At 62.3% G+C, this 15,542-nt stretch carries 15 protein-coding genes; 14 read left to right on the top strand and 1 reads right to left on the bottom strand.

The features are described from left to right. Positions 1–43: 43 nt before the first annotated feature. Positions 44–499 carry an REP-associated tyrosine transposase gene (locus tag AC07XM_RS10555; protein WP_023047984.1) on the bottom strand — a complete coding sequence of 152 codons (456 nt, stop codon included), beginning with the start codon at positions 497–499 and terminating at the stop codon, positions 44–46. Between the two features lie 297 nt (positions 500–796). On the opposite strand from AC07XM_RS10555, the gene AC07XM_RS10550 reads away from it, so the two are divergent. From AC07XM_RS10550 to AC07XM_RS10485, 14 genes are all read left to right on the top strand, one after another. Then, a complete protein-coding gene (locus AC07XM_RS10550; protein WP_016489719.1) occupies positions 797–1,885 on the top strand; it encodes an efflux RND transporter periplasmic adaptor subunit in 1,089 nt (362 codons plus the stop codon). After that, complete coding sequence (locus tag AC07XM_RS10545; protein WP_016489718.1) at positions 1,882–2,949, top strand: efflux RND transporter periplasmic adaptor subunit; 1,068 nt, start codon at positions 1,882–1,884, stop codon at positions 2,947–2,949. The genes AC07XM_RS10550 and AC07XM_RS10545 overlap by 4 nt, the downstream gene beginning before the upstream one ends. After that, the gene (locus tag AC07XM_RS10540; protein ID WP_016489717.1) at positions 2,946–5,999 is read left to right on the top strand and encodes an efflux RND transporter permease subunit; all 3,054 of its coding nucleotides are present in this window, start codon (positions 2,946–2,948) and stop codon (positions 5,997–5,999) included. Before AC07XM_RS10545 ends, AC07XM_RS10540 begins: the two co-directional genes overlap by 4 nt. Before the next feature lie 249 nt (positions 6,000–6,248). Next, positions 6,249–6,431 (top strand): sulfur starvation response protein OscA, encoded by a 183-nt coding sequence (gene oscA, locus AC07XM_RS10535; protein ID WP_016489716.1) that lies wholly within the window; start codon positions 6,249–6,251, stop codon positions 6,429–6,431. Positions 6,432–6,479: 48 nt separating this feature from the next. Then, positions 6,480–7,487 carry a sulfate ABC transporter substrate-binding protein gene (locus AC07XM_RS10530; RefSeq protein ID WP_016489715.1) on the top strand — a complete coding sequence of 336 codons (1,008 nt, stop codon included), beginning with the start codon at positions 6,480–6,482 and terminating at the stop codon, positions 7,485–7,487. Between the two features lie 203 nt (positions 7,488–7,690). Then, positions 7,691–8,509, top strand: a complete 819-nt coding sequence (cysT, locus tag AC07XM_RS10525; RefSeq protein ID WP_012274724.1) for a sulfate ABC transporter permease subunit CysT — start codon at positions 7,691–7,693, stop codon at positions 8,507–8,509. A gap of 11 nt (positions 8,510–8,520) precedes the next feature. After that, the gene (gene cysW, locus AC07XM_RS10520; RefSeq protein WP_016502135.1) at positions 8,521–9,393 is read left to right on the top strand and encodes a sulfate ABC transporter permease subunit CysW; all 873 of its coding nucleotides are present in this window, start codon (positions 8,521–8,523) and stop codon (positions 9,391–9,393) included. 3 nt (positions 9,394–9,396) lie between these two features. Then, positions 9,397–10,386 (top strand): sulfate/molybdate ABC transporter ATP-binding protein, encoded by a 990-nt coding sequence (locus AC07XM_RS10515; protein WP_016489713.1) that lies wholly within the window; start codon positions 9,397–9,399, stop codon positions 10,384–10,386. A 383-nt stretch (positions 10,387–10,769) separates the two neighbouring features. Continuing rightward, a complete protein-coding gene (locus AC07XM_RS10510) occupies positions 10,770–11,570 on the top strand; it encodes an energy transducer TonB (RefSeq protein ID WP_012274721.1) in 801 nt (266 codons plus the stop codon). Between the two features lie 30 nt (positions 11,571–11,600). Beyond that, positions 11,601–12,320, top strand: a complete 720-nt coding sequence (locus AC07XM_RS10505; protein WP_016489712.1) for a MotA/TolQ/ExbB proton channel family protein — start codon at positions 11,601–11,603, stop codon at positions 12,318–12,320. A 1-nt stretch (position 12,321) separates the two neighbouring features. Then, positions 12,322–12,723 (top strand): ExbD/TolR family protein, encoded by a 402-nt coding sequence (locus tag AC07XM_RS10500; RefSeq protein WP_016489711.1) that lies wholly within the window; start codon positions 12,322–12,324, stop codon positions 12,721–12,723. Between the two features lie 296 nt (positions 12,724–13,019). Further along, positions 13,020–13,601 carry an alpha/beta hydrolase gene (locus AC07XM_RS10495; protein ID WP_016489710.1) on the top strand — a complete coding sequence of 194 codons (582 nt, stop codon included), beginning with the start codon at positions 13,020–13,022 and terminating at the stop codon, positions 13,599–13,601. Between the two features lie 64 nt (positions 13,602–13,665). Then, complete coding sequence (locus tag AC07XM_RS10490; protein WP_016489709.1) at positions 13,666–14,496, top strand: sigma 54-interacting transcriptional regulator; 831 nt, start codon at positions 13,666–13,668, stop codon at positions 14,494–14,496. 175 nt (positions 14,497–14,671) lie between these two features. Further along, on the top strand, positions 14,672–15,457 hold the full coding sequence (locus AC07XM_RS10485; RefSeq protein WP_016489708.1) for a MetQ/NlpA family ABC transporter substrate-binding protein: 786 nt from the start codon (positions 14,672–14,674) through the stop codon (positions 15,455–15,457). Positions 15,458–15,542 lie beyond the last annotated feature (85 nt).

The raw sequence follows: 15,542 nt of genomic DNA, 5'->3' as shown, positions 1-15,542 counted from the left end.
CCCCCCCCCCCCCCCCCCCCCCCCCCAAGGCTCCAGCATCGAATCAAAGCCATACTGCATCCCAGTGTGGATATTCCCGGACACTTCTGACCAATCCAGCCCTCAATGGATTGGCAACAATGTACCGGGCTACATGCACCATGCTTTCCTCCCTTCTCAATGACCGGTCCTGATACCCAGGCTGCCATACCGGGTCATGCTTAACCCCTGCCTGATGTAATGCGAGACTGGAGCGGGACTTGAACCTGCGCATCAGGGTAGCCAGTGTTGTTCCTTTCAGCTCGATCAGCCAATGCAGATGGTCTGGCATCAGCACCCACGCCAGTGAGCGGCAGGCGTGCTCTTGATCGGCTTGCCGCAATTGGTGAATGACTAACCGGGCATGGTGGAAGTCATCGAATAGCGGCTTGCGCTGATGGGTAACAGTGGTCAGCAGATACAGCCTGCCAAGTTCTGAATAGCGACCACGACGAAGCAGATGGGATTGGGCCCTGGGCATCAGGTTCTTCCTTGAATAGAGATCAACATCCCAAGGTAGTGGCTGTGTTGCACCCCCAGGGAAGCAGATGATTTCTGGATATGGCAGGACCGGCCCTTTCGCGGGTGAACCCGCTCCCACAGGTACTGCACAGGATTCAGCCTATGCACGATCTCTGTGGGAGCGGGTTCACCCGCGAAGAGGCCGGCACAGGCTGTGAAAATGCCGGAGTGATGCGCGTCAGTGATGTTTATCGAACCCTGAACTACGCTCACAGTCGCATTCCACAAATCATTTGTGCACAAGCAAGGAGCCAGCATGGCGTTGATACGTCCGTTGTCGGTCGTCTGCCTGGGGCTGCTTTACATGCTCACTGGCTGTAGCAAGGAAGAGGTCCCCGAGACGCTGCCTCGGGTTGGTGTGCAGCAGGTCCAGCCCACCGACTTCGCTGCCCGGGTTACCCTGACCGGCGACGTACAGGCGCGGGTGCAGACCGACCTGTCATTCCGGGTTGGCGGCAAGATCATTTCGCGCAGCGTGGACGTGGGCGATCACGTGAAGGCCAACCAGGTGCTGGCCCGGCTGGACCCGAAAGACCTGCAGAACAACGTCAACTCGGCCAAGGCCGAGGTGTTTGCCGCGCAGGCGCGGGTTACCCAGACCAGCGCGGCCTTTGTGCGCCAGCAAAAACTGTTGCCCAAGGGCTACACCAGCCAGAGCGAGTACGATTCCGCCGAAGCCGCGCTGCGCAGTAACCAGAGCGCGCTCAAGGCCGCCCAGGCGCAACTGGCTAACGCCAACGAACAACTCAGCTATACCGCACTGGTCTCCGAGGCCGCCGGGGTCATCACCGAGCGCCAGGCCGAGGTTGGCCAGGTGGTGCAGGCGACCATGCCAATCTTCAGCCTGGCCACTGACGGCGACCGCGATGCAGTGTTCAACGTCTACGAATCACTGCTGGTAGCGCCGCCCAGCGATGCGGGGGTGATCGTCAGCCTGCTGGACGACCCCAAGGTCCAGGCGCATGGCTTCGTGCGCGAGATCACGCCCACGGTGTCTGCGCAAAGCGGCACGGTGCAGGTCAAGGTAGGCCTGAAGGACGTACCAGCAGGTATGCAACTGGGCGCACCCGTGACCGCCACCACCAATGCTCAGGGCCGGCCCAGCATCGAGCTGCCGTGGTCGGCACTGACCAAGGCCCTGCATGACCCCGCCGTGTGGGTGGTGGGCGAGGGCGACAAGGTGGAATTGCGCAAAGTCGAAGTCAGCCGTTACCTCACCGGCAAGATTGTGGTCGCCAGTGGCCTGAAGGGTGGTGAAACCGTGGTGGTCACGGGTGGGCAGCTGCTGCACCCCGGCATGCAGGTGCAAAAGGTCGACGCCAAGGCCCAAGGGGGTGAGCTATGAAGCGCCTGCTGCTGATGCTGTCGGCCGGCGTATTGCTGGCTGGCTGCAGTAGCGAGGAAGAGGCCCCCGAGCCGGTTCGGCCGGTGCTGTCGGTCAAGGTCGAACCCCAGGTACAGGCGCAACTGGGCCGCTTCGCCGGCAGTATCCAGGCGCGTTTCGAAAGCACCCTGGGCTTCCGGGTTTCCGGGCGCATTGCCCGGCGCTGGCTGGATGTGGGCGCCCAGGTGAAGCCCGGCGACACCTTGGCCACCCTCGACCCCACCGACCAGCAGAACCAGCTGCGCGCCGCCGAAGGCGACCTGGCCAAGGTGCAGGCGCAGTGGATCAACGCCCAGGCCGATGCCCGTCGCCAGCAACAGCTGTATGACCGTGGCGTTGGTGCCCAGGCCCAGCTGGATATCGCCCAGACCAACCTGAAAACCACCAGTGCGGCGCTGGAGCAGGCGCGCTCTGCGCTCAGCCAGGCTCGCGACCAGCTCGACTACAGCACCTTGCGCACCGACCACGCCGCCGTGATCACCGCATGGCAGGCCGAAGCCGGGCAAACCGTTACGGCCGGCCAAGCGGTGGTGACCTTGGCCCGACCGGATGTGAAAGAAGCGGTAATCGACCTGCCGATCGGGCTGGCTGAGCAGTTGAGCAAAGGCCTGACCTTCACCGTTGCCTCGCAACTCGACCCGACCATCAGCACCACGGCCAGCCTGCGCGAACTGGAACCCCAGGCCGACGCCACCACCCGTACCCGCCGCGCCCGCCTGACGCTGGCCAGCACGCCAGCGGCGTTCCACCTGGGCACTGCCATCAGCGTGACCCTGAGTTCTGAAGTGACGCCTCGTAGCGAGCTGCCCTTGAGCGCGTTGCTGGAGCGTGACGGCAAGACCCAGGTGTGGGTGATCGATACGCAGCAGAAGACCGTGGCAACCCGTGACGTGGAGCTGATCGAGCGTACCGCCGACAGCATCGTGCTGACGTCAGGCGTGCAGCCCGGCGAGCGCGTGGTTACCGCGGGTGTGAACAGCCTCAAGCCTGGCCAGAAGGTCACCTTCGACGAGGATGCGCAATGAAAGGAAGCTTCAACCTCTCCGAATGGGCGCTCAAGCACCAGTCATTCGTGTGGTATCTGATGTTCGTTGGCCTGCTGATGGGGATTTTTTCGTACTTCAACCTCGGGCGCGAGGAAGACCCGTCATTCACCATCAAGACCATGGTCATCCAGACCCGCTGGCCCGGCGCGACCCAGGACGAAACCCTGTACCAGGTCACCGACCGCATCGAGAAAAAGCTCGAAGAACTCGACTCGCTCGACTACACCAAGAGCTACACCCGCCCCGGTGAATCCACGGTCTACGTCTACCTGCGCGACACCACCAAGGCCAAGGACATTCCGGATATCTGGTACCAGGTGCGCAAGAAGATCCAGGACATTCGTGGCGAATTCCCGGCGGGCATCCAGGGCCCGGGTTTCAACGACGAATTCGGTGATGTATTCGGCTCGATCTATGCCTTTACCGCCGACGGCCTGACCTTGCGCCAACTGCGTGACTACGTGGAACAGGCCCGGGCCGAGGTGCGCGATGTGCCCAACATCGGCAAGATCGAGCTGGTCGGCACTCAGGACGAAGTGCTGTACCTGAACTTCTCCACCCGCAAGCTGGCCGCCCTGGGCATTGACCAGCGCCAGGTGATGCAGGCCCTGCAATCGCAGAACGCGGTGACCCCGGCTGGCGTCATCGAGGCCGGCCCGGAACGTATTTCGGTGCGTACCTCCGGCCAGTTTGCCTCGGAAAAGGACCTGCAAACCGTCAACCTGAGGATCAACGACCGCTTCTTCCGCCTGGCCGACATCGCCGACATCGAGCGCGGATACGTCGACCCGCCTTCACCGATGTTCCGCTACAACGGCCAGACGGCGTTGGGCCTGGCCATCGGCATGAAGGCCGGTGGCAATATCCAGGTGTTCGGTGAGGCGCTGAAAAAGCGCATGGACAAAGTGGTCCAGGACTTACCGATAGGTGTCGGCGTACACACCGTGTCGGACCAGTCCGTGGTGGTCAAGCAAGCGGTCGGCGGCTTTACCAGTGCGCTGTTCGAGGCAGTGGTGATTGTGCTGGCCGTCAGTTTTGTCAGCCTCGGCGTGCGTGCGGGCCTGGTGGTGGCCTGTTCGATCCCGCTGGTGCTGGCCATGGTGTTCGTGTTCATGGAGTACAGCGGCATCACCATGCAGCGGATTTCGCTGGGGGCGTTGATCATTGCGCTTGGCCTGCTGGTGGACGATGCGATGATTACCGTGGAGGTGATGGTCACGCGGCTGGAAATGGGCGAAAGCAAGGAGCAGGCGGCGACATTCGCCTACACCTCCACAGCCTTTCCCATGCTGACCGGCACCTTGGTGACCGTGGCGGGTTTTGTGCCTATCGGCCTGAACGCCAGCTCCGCGGGTGAATACACCTTCACCCTGTTCGCGGTCATCGCCGTGGCCCTGATCGTGTCTTGGGTGGTGGCAGTGTTCTTTGCGCCGGTGCTAGGGGTGCATATTCTCAAGAGCGACAAGGTCAAGGCCCATGAGGCCGAGCCTGGCCGTGTCGGGCGGGCATTTGAAGGCGGGTTGCTGTGGTGCATGCGCAACCGCTGGTTGACCATCATCGGTACCGTGGTGCTGTTCGCGCTGGCGCTCTTTTGCATGCGCTTCGTGCAGAACCAGTTCTTCCCGTCCTCGGACCGCCCGGAAATTCTCGTCGACCTCAACCTGCCACAGAACGCCTCGATCGAGGAAACGCGCAAGGTGGTCGACCGCTTCGAGGCGCGGATCAAGGACGACCCGGACCTGGTGCACTGGAGCACTTACATTGGTCAGGGTGCGGTCCGCTTCTACCTGCCCCTCGACCAGCAGTTGCAGAACCCTTACTACGCGCAGCTGGTGATTGTCAGCAAAGGCTTCGAAGAGCGCCAGGGCATGATGGAGCGTTTGCAGAAGATCCTGCATGAAGAGTTCGTCGGCATTGGCTCCAATGTGCAGTCGCTGGAAATGGGCCCGCCTGTAGGGCGGCCGATCCAGTACCGGGTCAGTGGTCCTGATATCGATCAGGTGCGCAAGCACGCGATCGAACTGGCCACCTTGCTTGACCAGAACAAGCACATCGGCGAGATGATCTACGACTGGAACGAGCCGGGTAAGGTGCTGCGGGTGGAAATCGCCCAGGACAAGGCACGCCAGCTGGGGCTGTCGTCGGAAGACGTGGCCAATGTGATGAACAGCATCGTCAGTGGCGTGCAGATCACCCAGGTCAACGACAACATCTACCTGGTGGACGTGGTCGCTCGCGCCGAAGACAGTGAGCGCGGCTCGCCCGATACCCTGCAGAACCTGCAGATTCTCACCCCCAATGGTACTTCGATCCCGCTGCTGTCATTCGCTACCGTGCGCTACGAGCTGGAGCAGCCGCTGGTGTGGCGCCGGGATCGCAAGCCGACCATCACCCTCAAGGCTTCGGTCACTGGCGAGATCCAGCCCACCGACCTGGTGGCGCAGCTCAAGCCGAAGATCGATGAGTTCGCCAGCCAGCTGCCGGTCGGTTACGAAGTGGCCACTGGCGGTACGGTGGAGGAGAGCAGCAAGGCCCAGGGCCCGATCGCCAAGGTCATTCCGCTGATGCTGTTCCTGATGGCGACCTTCCTGATGATCCAGCTGCACAGCGTGCAGAAGCTGTTCCTGGTGGTCAGCGTGGCGCCGCTGGGGTTGATCGGTGTAGTGCTGGCGCTGGTGCCCACCGGTACCCCGATGGGCTTCGTGGCGATCCTCGGCATCCTGGCGCTGGCGGGCATCATCATTCGTAACTCGGTGATTCTGGTGACCCAGATCGACGAGTTCGAAGCCCAGGGCTTCTCGCCTTGGGATGCGGTTGTGGAAGCCACCAACCATCGTCGGCGGCCGATCCTGCTGACTGCGGCGGCGGCGAGCCTGGGGATGATCCCGATCGCCCGCGAGGTGTTCTGGGGGCCGATGGCCTACGCCATGATTGGCGGGATCATCGTGGCAACGCTGCTGACGCTGCTGTTCCTGCCGGCGCTGTATGTGGCCTGGTACAAGATTCGCGAGCCGCAGAAACAAAACTGAAGCCTTGTACGGACCCTGTGGGAGCGGGTTCACCCGCGAATGCGACGGTAGCTCCACCCTCGCATTCGCGGGTGAACCCGCTCCCACAGGGCTTTGCGTCGGCTGTTGAATCGCAATTTTGATTTGGTTATATAAACATTCTTAAACAGTATTTTTAAGAATAACTCCGCCTCACTACTATTGCCCTCAAGCCAGGCGCAAATCCCCTTCAAACCTCTGCCCGGCACCCTCACTCCAAGGAGAACGAGCATGAGTGCATCTCTGCGTAGCATCGACGGTCAGGACGAAGCCACCATTCTGCGTGAAATCCAGAGCGCTTTGCGCGACCTGCGGTTTGGTGCGGTGGAGATCACTGTGCACAACGCTCAGGTCGTACAGATCGAGCGCAAGGAGAAGTTCCGCCTGCAACAGCCCGGCAACAAGTCCGGCTGAGCACGCCCTACATCCAAAATTAGAAAAATGCCAATCGGGAGCTTCACCATGTCCATCCGCCGTTATGCGCTCGCCGCCCTGGCCAGTGCTGTTTTTGCCGGTTCCGCCATCGCCAAGGACTACGAACTGCTGAACGTGTCCTACGACCCGACCCGCGAGCTGTATCAGCAGTACAACGCCGAGTTCATCAAGCACTGGCAGCAGGCCCACCCGGGCGACAAGGTGAAGATCCAGCAATCCCATGGTGGCTCGGGCAAGCAGGCCCGTGCGGTGATCGACGGCTTGCGCGCCGACGTGGTGACCCTGGCCCTGGCCGGCGACATCGACGAAGTTGCCAAGCTTGGCAAGACCCTGCCGGACAACTGGCAGACCCGTCTGCCGGACGCCAGCACCCCGTACACCTCGACCATCGTGTTCCTGGTGCGCAAGGGCAACCCGAAAGGTATCAAGGACTGGGGCGACCTGATCAAGAAGGACGTTTCGGTCATCACCCCCAACCCGAAGACTTCCGGCGGTGCGCGCTGGAACTTCCTGGCGGCCTGGGCCTATGGCCTGAAGACCGGTGGTAGCGAAGACAAGGCCAAGGCCTACGTGCAGGAGCTGTTCAAGCACGTACCGGTGCTGGATACCGGCGCCCGTGGCTCGACCATCACCTTCGTCAACAACGGCCAGGGCGACGTGTTGCTGGCCTGGGAAAACGAAGCGTTCCTGGCGCTGAAGGAAGACGGTGGCGCCGACAAGTTCGACATCGTCGTACCTTCGCTGTCGATCCTGGCCGAGCCGCCAGTGGCGGTGGTGGACAAGAACGCCGAGAAGAAGGGCAATACCGAAATTGCCACCGAATACCTCAAGCACCTGTACAGCCCGGCCGGCCAGAAGATTGCCGCCGAAAACTTCTATCGCCCGCGTGACGAGAAGGTCGCTGCCGAGTTCGGCAAGCAATTCCCGAAACTGGACCTGGTAACCATCGACAAGGACTTCGGTGGCTGGAAAACTGCACAACCCAAATTCTTCAATGATGGCGGTGTGTTCGACCAGATCTATCAGGCACAGTAAACGCCAAGGAAAAGCGGGGGCCGCCTTGCGGCCCATTCGCGGCACAAGGCCGCTCCCACAAAGAGCCGCGATCCCCTGTGGAACCGCGATCCCTGCGGGAGCGGCCTTGTGCCGCGAATGGGCTGCAACGCAGCCCCAGGATTCAAAAGCTTGCACCGGCCCGGGGTTGATTCCGGGCTTAGTGCGTTCAACCAGGGATACTTATGTCACGTCGTATTTCCCCCGTCATACCCGGCTTCGGGCTGACGCTGGGCTACACCTTGGTGTACCTCAGCCTGATCGTGCTGATACCGCTGGCCGCCATGTTCATTCATGCCTCGCAGCTGACCTGGGAGCAGTTCTGGAACATCATCAGTGCGCCGCGGGTGATCGCCGCACTCAAGCTGAGTTTCGGCACCGCCCTGTTCGCCGCCATCATCAACGGGGTGATCGGCACCCTGCTGGCCTGGGTGCTGGTGCGCTACACCTTCCCGGGGCGCAAGATCATCGACGCGATGATCGACCTGCCGTTCGCCCTGCCCACCGCCGTTGCCGGTATCGCCCTGACCGCCCTGTACGCGCCTGCGGGCTGGGTTGGCCAGTTTGCGACCGACCTTGGCTTCAAGATTGCCTACACCCCGTTGGGCATCACCCTGGCGCTGACCTTCGTCACCTTGCCGTTCGTGGTGCGCACGGTGCAGCCGGTGCTGGCCGACATCCCGCGTGAAGTGGAAGAGGCCGCTGCCTGCCTGGGGGCCAAACCGCTGCAGGTGTTCCGCCATATACTGGCGCCAGCGCTGCTGCCGGCCTGGCTCACCGGCTTTGCCCTGGCCTTCGCCCGCGGTGTGGGCGAGTATGGTTCGGTGATCTTCATTGCCGGCAACATGCCGATGAAGACCGAGATCCTGCCGCTGCTGATCATGGTCAAGCTCGACCAGTACGACTACACCGGCGCGACCGCCATCGGCGTGCTGATGCTGGTGGTTTCCTTCATCCTGCTGCTGCTGATCAACCTGCTGCAGCGCCGCATCGAAACCCCTTGAAGGAGGCCGGCATGTCCAGTTCATCCCTGAGTGCAAGCGCCGCCGCCAACGCCGCCCGCCGTGGCAGTGCTACGTCGCGGCGCATTCTTATCGGCCTTGGCTGGCTGGTGTTCGCCCTGTTCCTGCTGCTGCCGCTGGTGATCGTGGTGTCGCAGGCGCTGAAGAACGGTTTTGGCACCTTCTTCGAGGCGATCTTCGAGCCTGACGCCTTGTCGGCGCTGAAGCTGACCCTGCTCGCCGTAGCCATTTCGGTACCGTTGAACCTGGTGTTCGGTGTCAGCGCCGCCTGGTGCGTCAGCAAGTACACGTTCCGTGGCAAAAGTATCCTGGTCACCCTGATCGACCTGCCGTTCTCGGTATCGCCGGTAATCGCCGGCCTGGTCTACGTGCTGATGTTCGGCGCGCAGGGCCTGTTCGGGCCTTGGCTGCAGGACCATGACATCCAGATCGTCTTCGCCCTGCCGGGCATCGTCCTGGCGACCATCTTCGTCACCGTGCCGTTTGTGGCCCGTGAGCTGATCCCGCTGATGCAGGAGCAGGGCACGCAAGAAGAGGAGGCTGCGCGCCTGCTGGGCGCCAATGGCTGGCAGATGTTCTGGCACGTGACCTTGCCCAACATCAAATGGGGCCTGATCTATGGCGTGGTGCTGTGTACTGCACGGGCCATGGGCGAGTTTGGCGCGGTGTCGGTGGTGTCGGGCCACATTCGTGGCGTGACCAATACCTTGCCGCTGCATGTAGAGATCCTCTACAACGAGTACAACCACGTCGCGGCCTTCAGCGTGGCCAGCCTGTTGCTGATCCTGGCGCTCTTCATCCTGCTGCTCAAGCAGTGGAGCGAGAACCGTATTAACCGCCTGCGCCACAGCGCCGCGGAGGAATGATTCATGTCGATCGAAGTTCGTAATGTCAGCAAGCGCTTCAACAGCTTCCAGGCCCTGAACAACATCAACCTGGACATCAACAGCGGCGAGCTGGTGGCGCTGCTTGGCCCGTCCGGCTGTGGCAAGACCACCCTGCTGCGCATCATTGCCGGCCTGGAAACCCCGGACCAGGGCAACATCGTGTTCCATGGCGAGGATGTGTCCGGCCACGACGTGCGTGACCGCAACGTCGGTTTCGTGTTCCAGCACTACGCGCTGTTCCGCCACATGAGCGTGTTCGACAACGTCGCCTTCGGCCTGCGCATGAAGCCCAAGGGCGAGCGCCCGAGCGAGAGCAAGATCGCCGAGAAAGTGCACGAGTTGCTGAACATGGTGCAGCTGGACTGGTTGTCCGACCGCTACCCCGAGCAGTTGTCTGGCGGCCAGCGTCAGCGTATTGCCCTGGCCCGCGCCTTGGCAGTGGAGCCCAAGGTGCTGCTGCTGGACGAGCCGTTCGGTGCGCTGGACGCCAAGGTGCGCAAGGAGCTGCGGCGTTGGCTGGCGCGGCTGCACGAGGACATCAACCTGACGTCGGTATTCGTCACCCACGACCAGGAAGAGGCCATGGAAGTGGCTGACCGCATCGTGGTCATGAACAAGGGCGTGATCGAGCAGATCGGCTCGCCGGGCGAGGTGTACGAGCAGCCGGCCAACGATTTTGTCTACCACTTCCTGGGCGACTCCAACCGCCTGGCGCTGAGCGAAGGGCACCATGTGCTGTTCCGCCCGCATGAGGTGTCGCTGTCACGGCATGAGACCGAAGGGCACCATGCTGCCGAGGTGCGGGATATCCGGCCGTTGGGCGCTACCACGCGGGTAACGTTGAAGGTGGAAGGGCAGAGCGAGCTGATCGAGGCCGAGGTGGTCAAGGACCATGACAGCCTGACCGGGTTGGCGCGGGGAGAGACGTTGTTCTTCCGGCCGAAGGTTTGGCAGAAGGTGGCGGATATCTGATCTGCCCTTGATGATGAGAAGCCCGGGCTTGGTCTCGGGCTTTTTTATGCCTGTCGGATTGCCGGGGCTGCTCCGCAGCCCATCGCGACACAAGGCCGCTCCCACAGGGAGCTGCAATTTCCTGTGGGAGCGGCCTTGCGTCGCGATCGAGGGCGCAGCCCTCGCGGCAATCTCATGCCTTACGCGAATGTTTTGCATGCCCCCAATGCATAGCCTTTAGCCATGAAAGCCGCAGCCCACGCAATCCGTGGCTTTCACGGACCCCCTCAAAAACAATATTCAATTCAGTTATAACCATAATTTTAAACATTACTTTAAGAGATAAGCCTCTGGCCCCGATGATTCAGCCACACACCTGAATCGAGACCCCAGGAGTTTGATCAATGGGTAATGTCCAGTCGGCCGTCAGGGCCTACGACCAGCCATGGCGCCCGGCCCCGGGTGACCTGGTCGAGCTTGGACGCACGCTTCGCCTCCCGCTTGGCCAGCTGCGCCTGCAACGCACGCCCGTCAGCGGTCTCAAGCGCCGCGACAAGCTGGTGTTGGGCCTGCTGGTGCTGGCCCTGCATGGCGCCGCAGCATACTGGGTCAGCCAGGCGCCAACGCCCGAACTGCCGGTGGTGCCGCCACAGGTGCCGCCCATGACTATCGAATTTGCTGCGCCTGCACCGCCTGTGGTCGAGCCTCCGCCGCCAGCGCCCGCGCCGCCCGTGGTCGAGCCACCACCGCCACCACCGGTAGTCGACGAACTGGCCGCCAAGCCCAAACCCAAGCCAAAGCCCGTGCCTAAGCCTGTGGTCAAGCAAGCGCCCAAGCCACAGCCCAAGCCGGTCGAGGCACCACCGCCAGCGCCGGTGGCCGCCCCCGCACCGCCTGCGCCTGCGCCACCCGCGCCGGCCCCGATAACCCCGGCATCGGCCAACGCCGCGTACTTGAAGAACCCGGCACCGGAATACCCGCAAATGGCCCAGCGCCGTGGTTGGGAAGGCACCGTGCTGTTGCGCGTAGAGGTGCTGCCCAGCGGCAAGCCCGGGCAGATCCAGGTACAGAAAAGCAGTGGCCGTGACGCCCTCGACGCTGCCGCGCTGGCCGCGGTCAAGCGATGGAGCTTCGTACCCGCCAAGCAGGGCGATGTGGCCCAGACCGGCTGGGTCAGCGTGCCGATCGATTTCAAGCTTCGCTAACTATTTCGCAGAACACAGGAAGACATCATCATGAGCCTGCTGGCATCCCCTCTCGAATCCGTTGAAAGCGCAGTCATCTGGCTGCTGGTCGGTTTTTCTGTCGTCACATGGGGCCTCGCCCTGGTCAAGGTTGCGCAGTTCGTGCGGCTTAAAAACCAGGACAAGCGCTTTCACAAGCAGTTCTGGGCTGCCTCCAGCCTGGACTCGGCCGCTGAACTCAGCCATGAGCTGCCCGGGCCGGCTGCCCGCGTTGCCCAGTCCGGCTACGCCGCGATTGCCGTTGGCGATACCCAGGCCAACGACCTGAGCCACGCCATCAACCACCAGGACCGTCTGGAGCGCGCCTTGCGCCAGCAGATCGTGCGTGAGCGCCGCTCGCTGGAAACCGGCCTGGCGGTGGTCGCGAGTATCGGCAGCACCTCGCCCTTCATCGGCCTGTTCGGCACCGTGTGGGGCATCATGGAAGCGCTCAAGGGCATCAGTGCGGCCGGCTCCGCCAGCCTGGAAACCGTCGCCGGGCCCATCGGTGCGGCACTGGTGGCTACCGGTGTGGGCATCGCCGTCGCGGTGCCTGCGGTGCTGGTGTACAACTACTTCCTGCGTCGCCTCAAGCTGACCGCCGCCGACCTGGATGACTTCGCCCACGACTTCTACAGCCTGGCGCAGAAGAGTGCCTTCCGCGTGCTGGTGCACCCCGCTGTGCAAAAACCCCAGGCTGGTTTCACCCAGCCGGTAAAGGAGGCGTCCTGATATGGCCTTTTCGACCCAGGACAGCGACGAAGTCCTCAGTGAAATCAACGTCACGCCCTTGGTAGACGTCATGCTGGTGTTGCTGGTGGTGTTCATCGTCACCGCGCCGCTGCTGACCAATGCCATCCCCATCAACTTGCCCAAGACCGAGGCCGTTGCCCCGGTGGAGCAGAAGGACCCACTGGTGGTCAGCATCGACGGCGAGGGCAAGCTGTTCATCAACAAGGACCAGATCCAGCCCGACCTGCTGGAAACCAACCTCAAGGCCGCCAAGGACAAGGACGCGAACGTTCGCGTGCAACTGCAGGCCGATGACGGCGTGAACTACGGCGAAGTGGCGCGGGCCATGGCAGCCATCGAACGTGCGGGGATCAGCAAACTGGCGGTGATCACCGCGCGCTGATGGCTGCAAAACTTCTTCAGGCAAGTGACTCACGCAAGTGCGTTGGGGCCATATCTCTTGGCAGGGGTAGGCCCTTTTTTTTTGCCTGTGAGGGCCCTGTCGCCGGCAAGCCAGCGCCCCCAGGTATTGTGCTGCCCTCAGGCTTTGTGCAGTCCCTGTGAGAGCTGGCTTGCCGGCGATAGGGCTATCGGCATAAATTACATATAGTTATTAATAAATAGCTTCTTATTCCTTTACGAATATAACTCCCTCCCTATACTTGTCTCCAAGCACGCAAACTTACTGGAGGCGTCCCCATGCGCAATGAGTCTATTCGTTACCTGATTGTGCCGGGCTGGCAAGGATCGCCAGACAACCATTGGCAGAGTCACTGGCAGCGTACCCTGCCCAACAGTGCGCGGGTCGAGCAGCACGACTGGCTCACCCCGCAACGTCAGGACTGGGTGCGGGCGCTGGAGCAGGCGGTTGCCGCCGAGCGTGCGCCGGTGATCCTGATTGCCCACAGCCTTGGCTGCATCACTGTCGCCCATTGGGCCGCGCAGGCCAGCCCGGCCTTGCTGCGCAGGGTGCGTGGTGCACTGCTGGTGGCGCCGGCAGACGTCGAGCGCCCCACCTGCGCGCCAGCCCTGCGTAACTTTGCGCCGATCCCTGGCGAAGCGCTGCCGTTTCCCAGCCAGGTAGTCAGCTCGGACAACGATCCGGCCGTGAGCGTGCCGCGGGCGCTGTACCTGGCCCAGGCATGGGGCGCCGAAGCGGGGTTGCTGAGCAATGCCGGGCACATCAACGTCAAGTCCGGGCATGAGCGCTGGGAACAAGGCTTCGCCTACTTGTATCGCTTGCAGAGCCGGGTTGAGCAGCGCGCACTGCGTCGCGCCTGACACCCCTTGCTGTTTACCGTTTACCTGACGCCCGGCCATTGCAGGCCTGGGGCGGGAGTTCGTCATGACGCTTCAACACCCGTTTGGCCAGCCACTGCTGACCTTCCCTGAGCTGGACAAAAGCCCGCTGAGCATCCGTGCCAAGGCCTTGGTGTTCATCGACCCGCGTTCGCAGCAGTTGCGTGAAGACCTTGAGCGTCTGGCACCGCAACCCTTGCCCGTGCTGATCCGGGGCGAAACCGGCACCGGCAAGGAACTGTTGGCCCGGCAGATCCATCGTGCCAGCGACCGTGGAGGGCTATTCGTGTCGGTCAACTGTGCGGCCATCAGCCCCACTTACGCCGATGCCGAGCTGTTCGGCTATAGCGCCGGCAGCCATGGCGGTACGGCCAGCAGCCGCGCCGGCTGGTTCGGTTCGGCCAACGGCGGCACGCTGTACCTGGATGAGATTGCCGACTTGCCGCTGGCCATCCAGGGCAAGCTGCTGGCGGCCCTGGAAAACCGCGAGGTCACCCGGGTGGGCGCACAGCAGCCACAGCCGGTGGATGTGCGCCTGGTCGCCGCCACCAGCATCGACCTGGCGCGCGTGGTACGTGCCGGGCGTTTCAACGAGCGCCTGTACCAGTACCTGCGCGAGGGTGCGCTGGAACTGCCGCCACTGCGCGAGCGGCCGGGCGATATCCTGCCGCTGGCCGAGTATTTTGTGGGCATCTACAGCGCGCGTCTGCAGCGGCCTGTGCCATTGGTAAGCGAGGCTGCGCAGCAGGTGCTGGAAGCGCATTTCTGGCCTGGCAATACCCGCGAACTGGAGAACGTCATTCACTTTGCCTTGCTGGTGAATGACGGCGCAGAGATCCAGCCTGAGGACCTCGACTTGCCCAACACCGCGGGCTAGACATCGCTCATAAGCAAAGTGGCTGGTGGCATGTTGTTTTTGGAATAAGCAGCTAAATAAAAGATATTGTTACGGAATAAAAAATCTAGGTATTGTCCGCCTCATGCCCGCTGGTGAACCGGTTGGGCACCCGATTCGCCATCGCCGATGGCCCAGATTCAGAACAAGGACCACCATGAAGAAGACCCTGCTGACCACCGCCCTGGCCGCTGCCCTGTCGTTCTCAGGCCTGGCCGCCGCCGCCGAGAAACTGGTGGTTGCCGCTACCCCGGTACCCCACGCCGAGATTCTTGAGCTGATCAAGCCTGCTCTGGCCAAGGAAGGCGTGGACCTGGAAATCAAGGTCTTCACCGACTACGTGCAGCCGAACGTGCAGGTGGACCAGAAGCGCCTTGACGCCAACTACTTCCAGACCCTGCCTTACCTGAAGAGCTTCAACGAAGGTAAGGGCACGCACCTGGAAACGGTGATCGGCGTACACGTCGAACCCTTCGGTGGCTACTCGAAGAAGATCAAGAACCTGTCTGAGCTGAAGGAAGGCGCTACTGTGGCCATCCCTAACGAAGGCAGCAACAGCGGCCGCGCCCTGATCCTGCTGCAGAAGGCTGGCCTGATCACCCTGAAAGACCCGAAGAATGCCCTGGCCACCCCCAAGGACATTGCCGAAAACCCGAAAAAGCTGAAGTTCCGCGAGCTTGAGTCGGCCATGCTGCCGCGTGTGCTGGACCAGGTCGACCTGGACATGATCAACACCAACTACGCGCTGGAAGCCGGCCTGAACCCGGCCAAGGATGCGCTGGTGATCGAAGGCGCTGACTCGCCATACGTGAACTTCCTGGTTGCCCGCCCGGACAACAAGGACAGTGAAGCCATCCAGAAACTGGCCAAGGCCCTGACCAGCCCGGAAGTGAAAGAATTCATCGCCAAGAAGTACCAGGGTGCTGTGCTGCCGGCGTTCTGATTCGCTTGCGATACCCTGCATAACCCAACGCCGACACCCCTGTGTCGGCGTTTTTGTTTCTGTATCTTGGGCTGCAAAGCAGCCC

Source organism: Pseudomonas sp. GW460-LB5 (genome assembly GCF_059423245.1).
The sequence above is the reverse complement of the archived record's forward strand: the minus strand, read 5'-3'. Positions and strand labels throughout refer to the sequence as shown.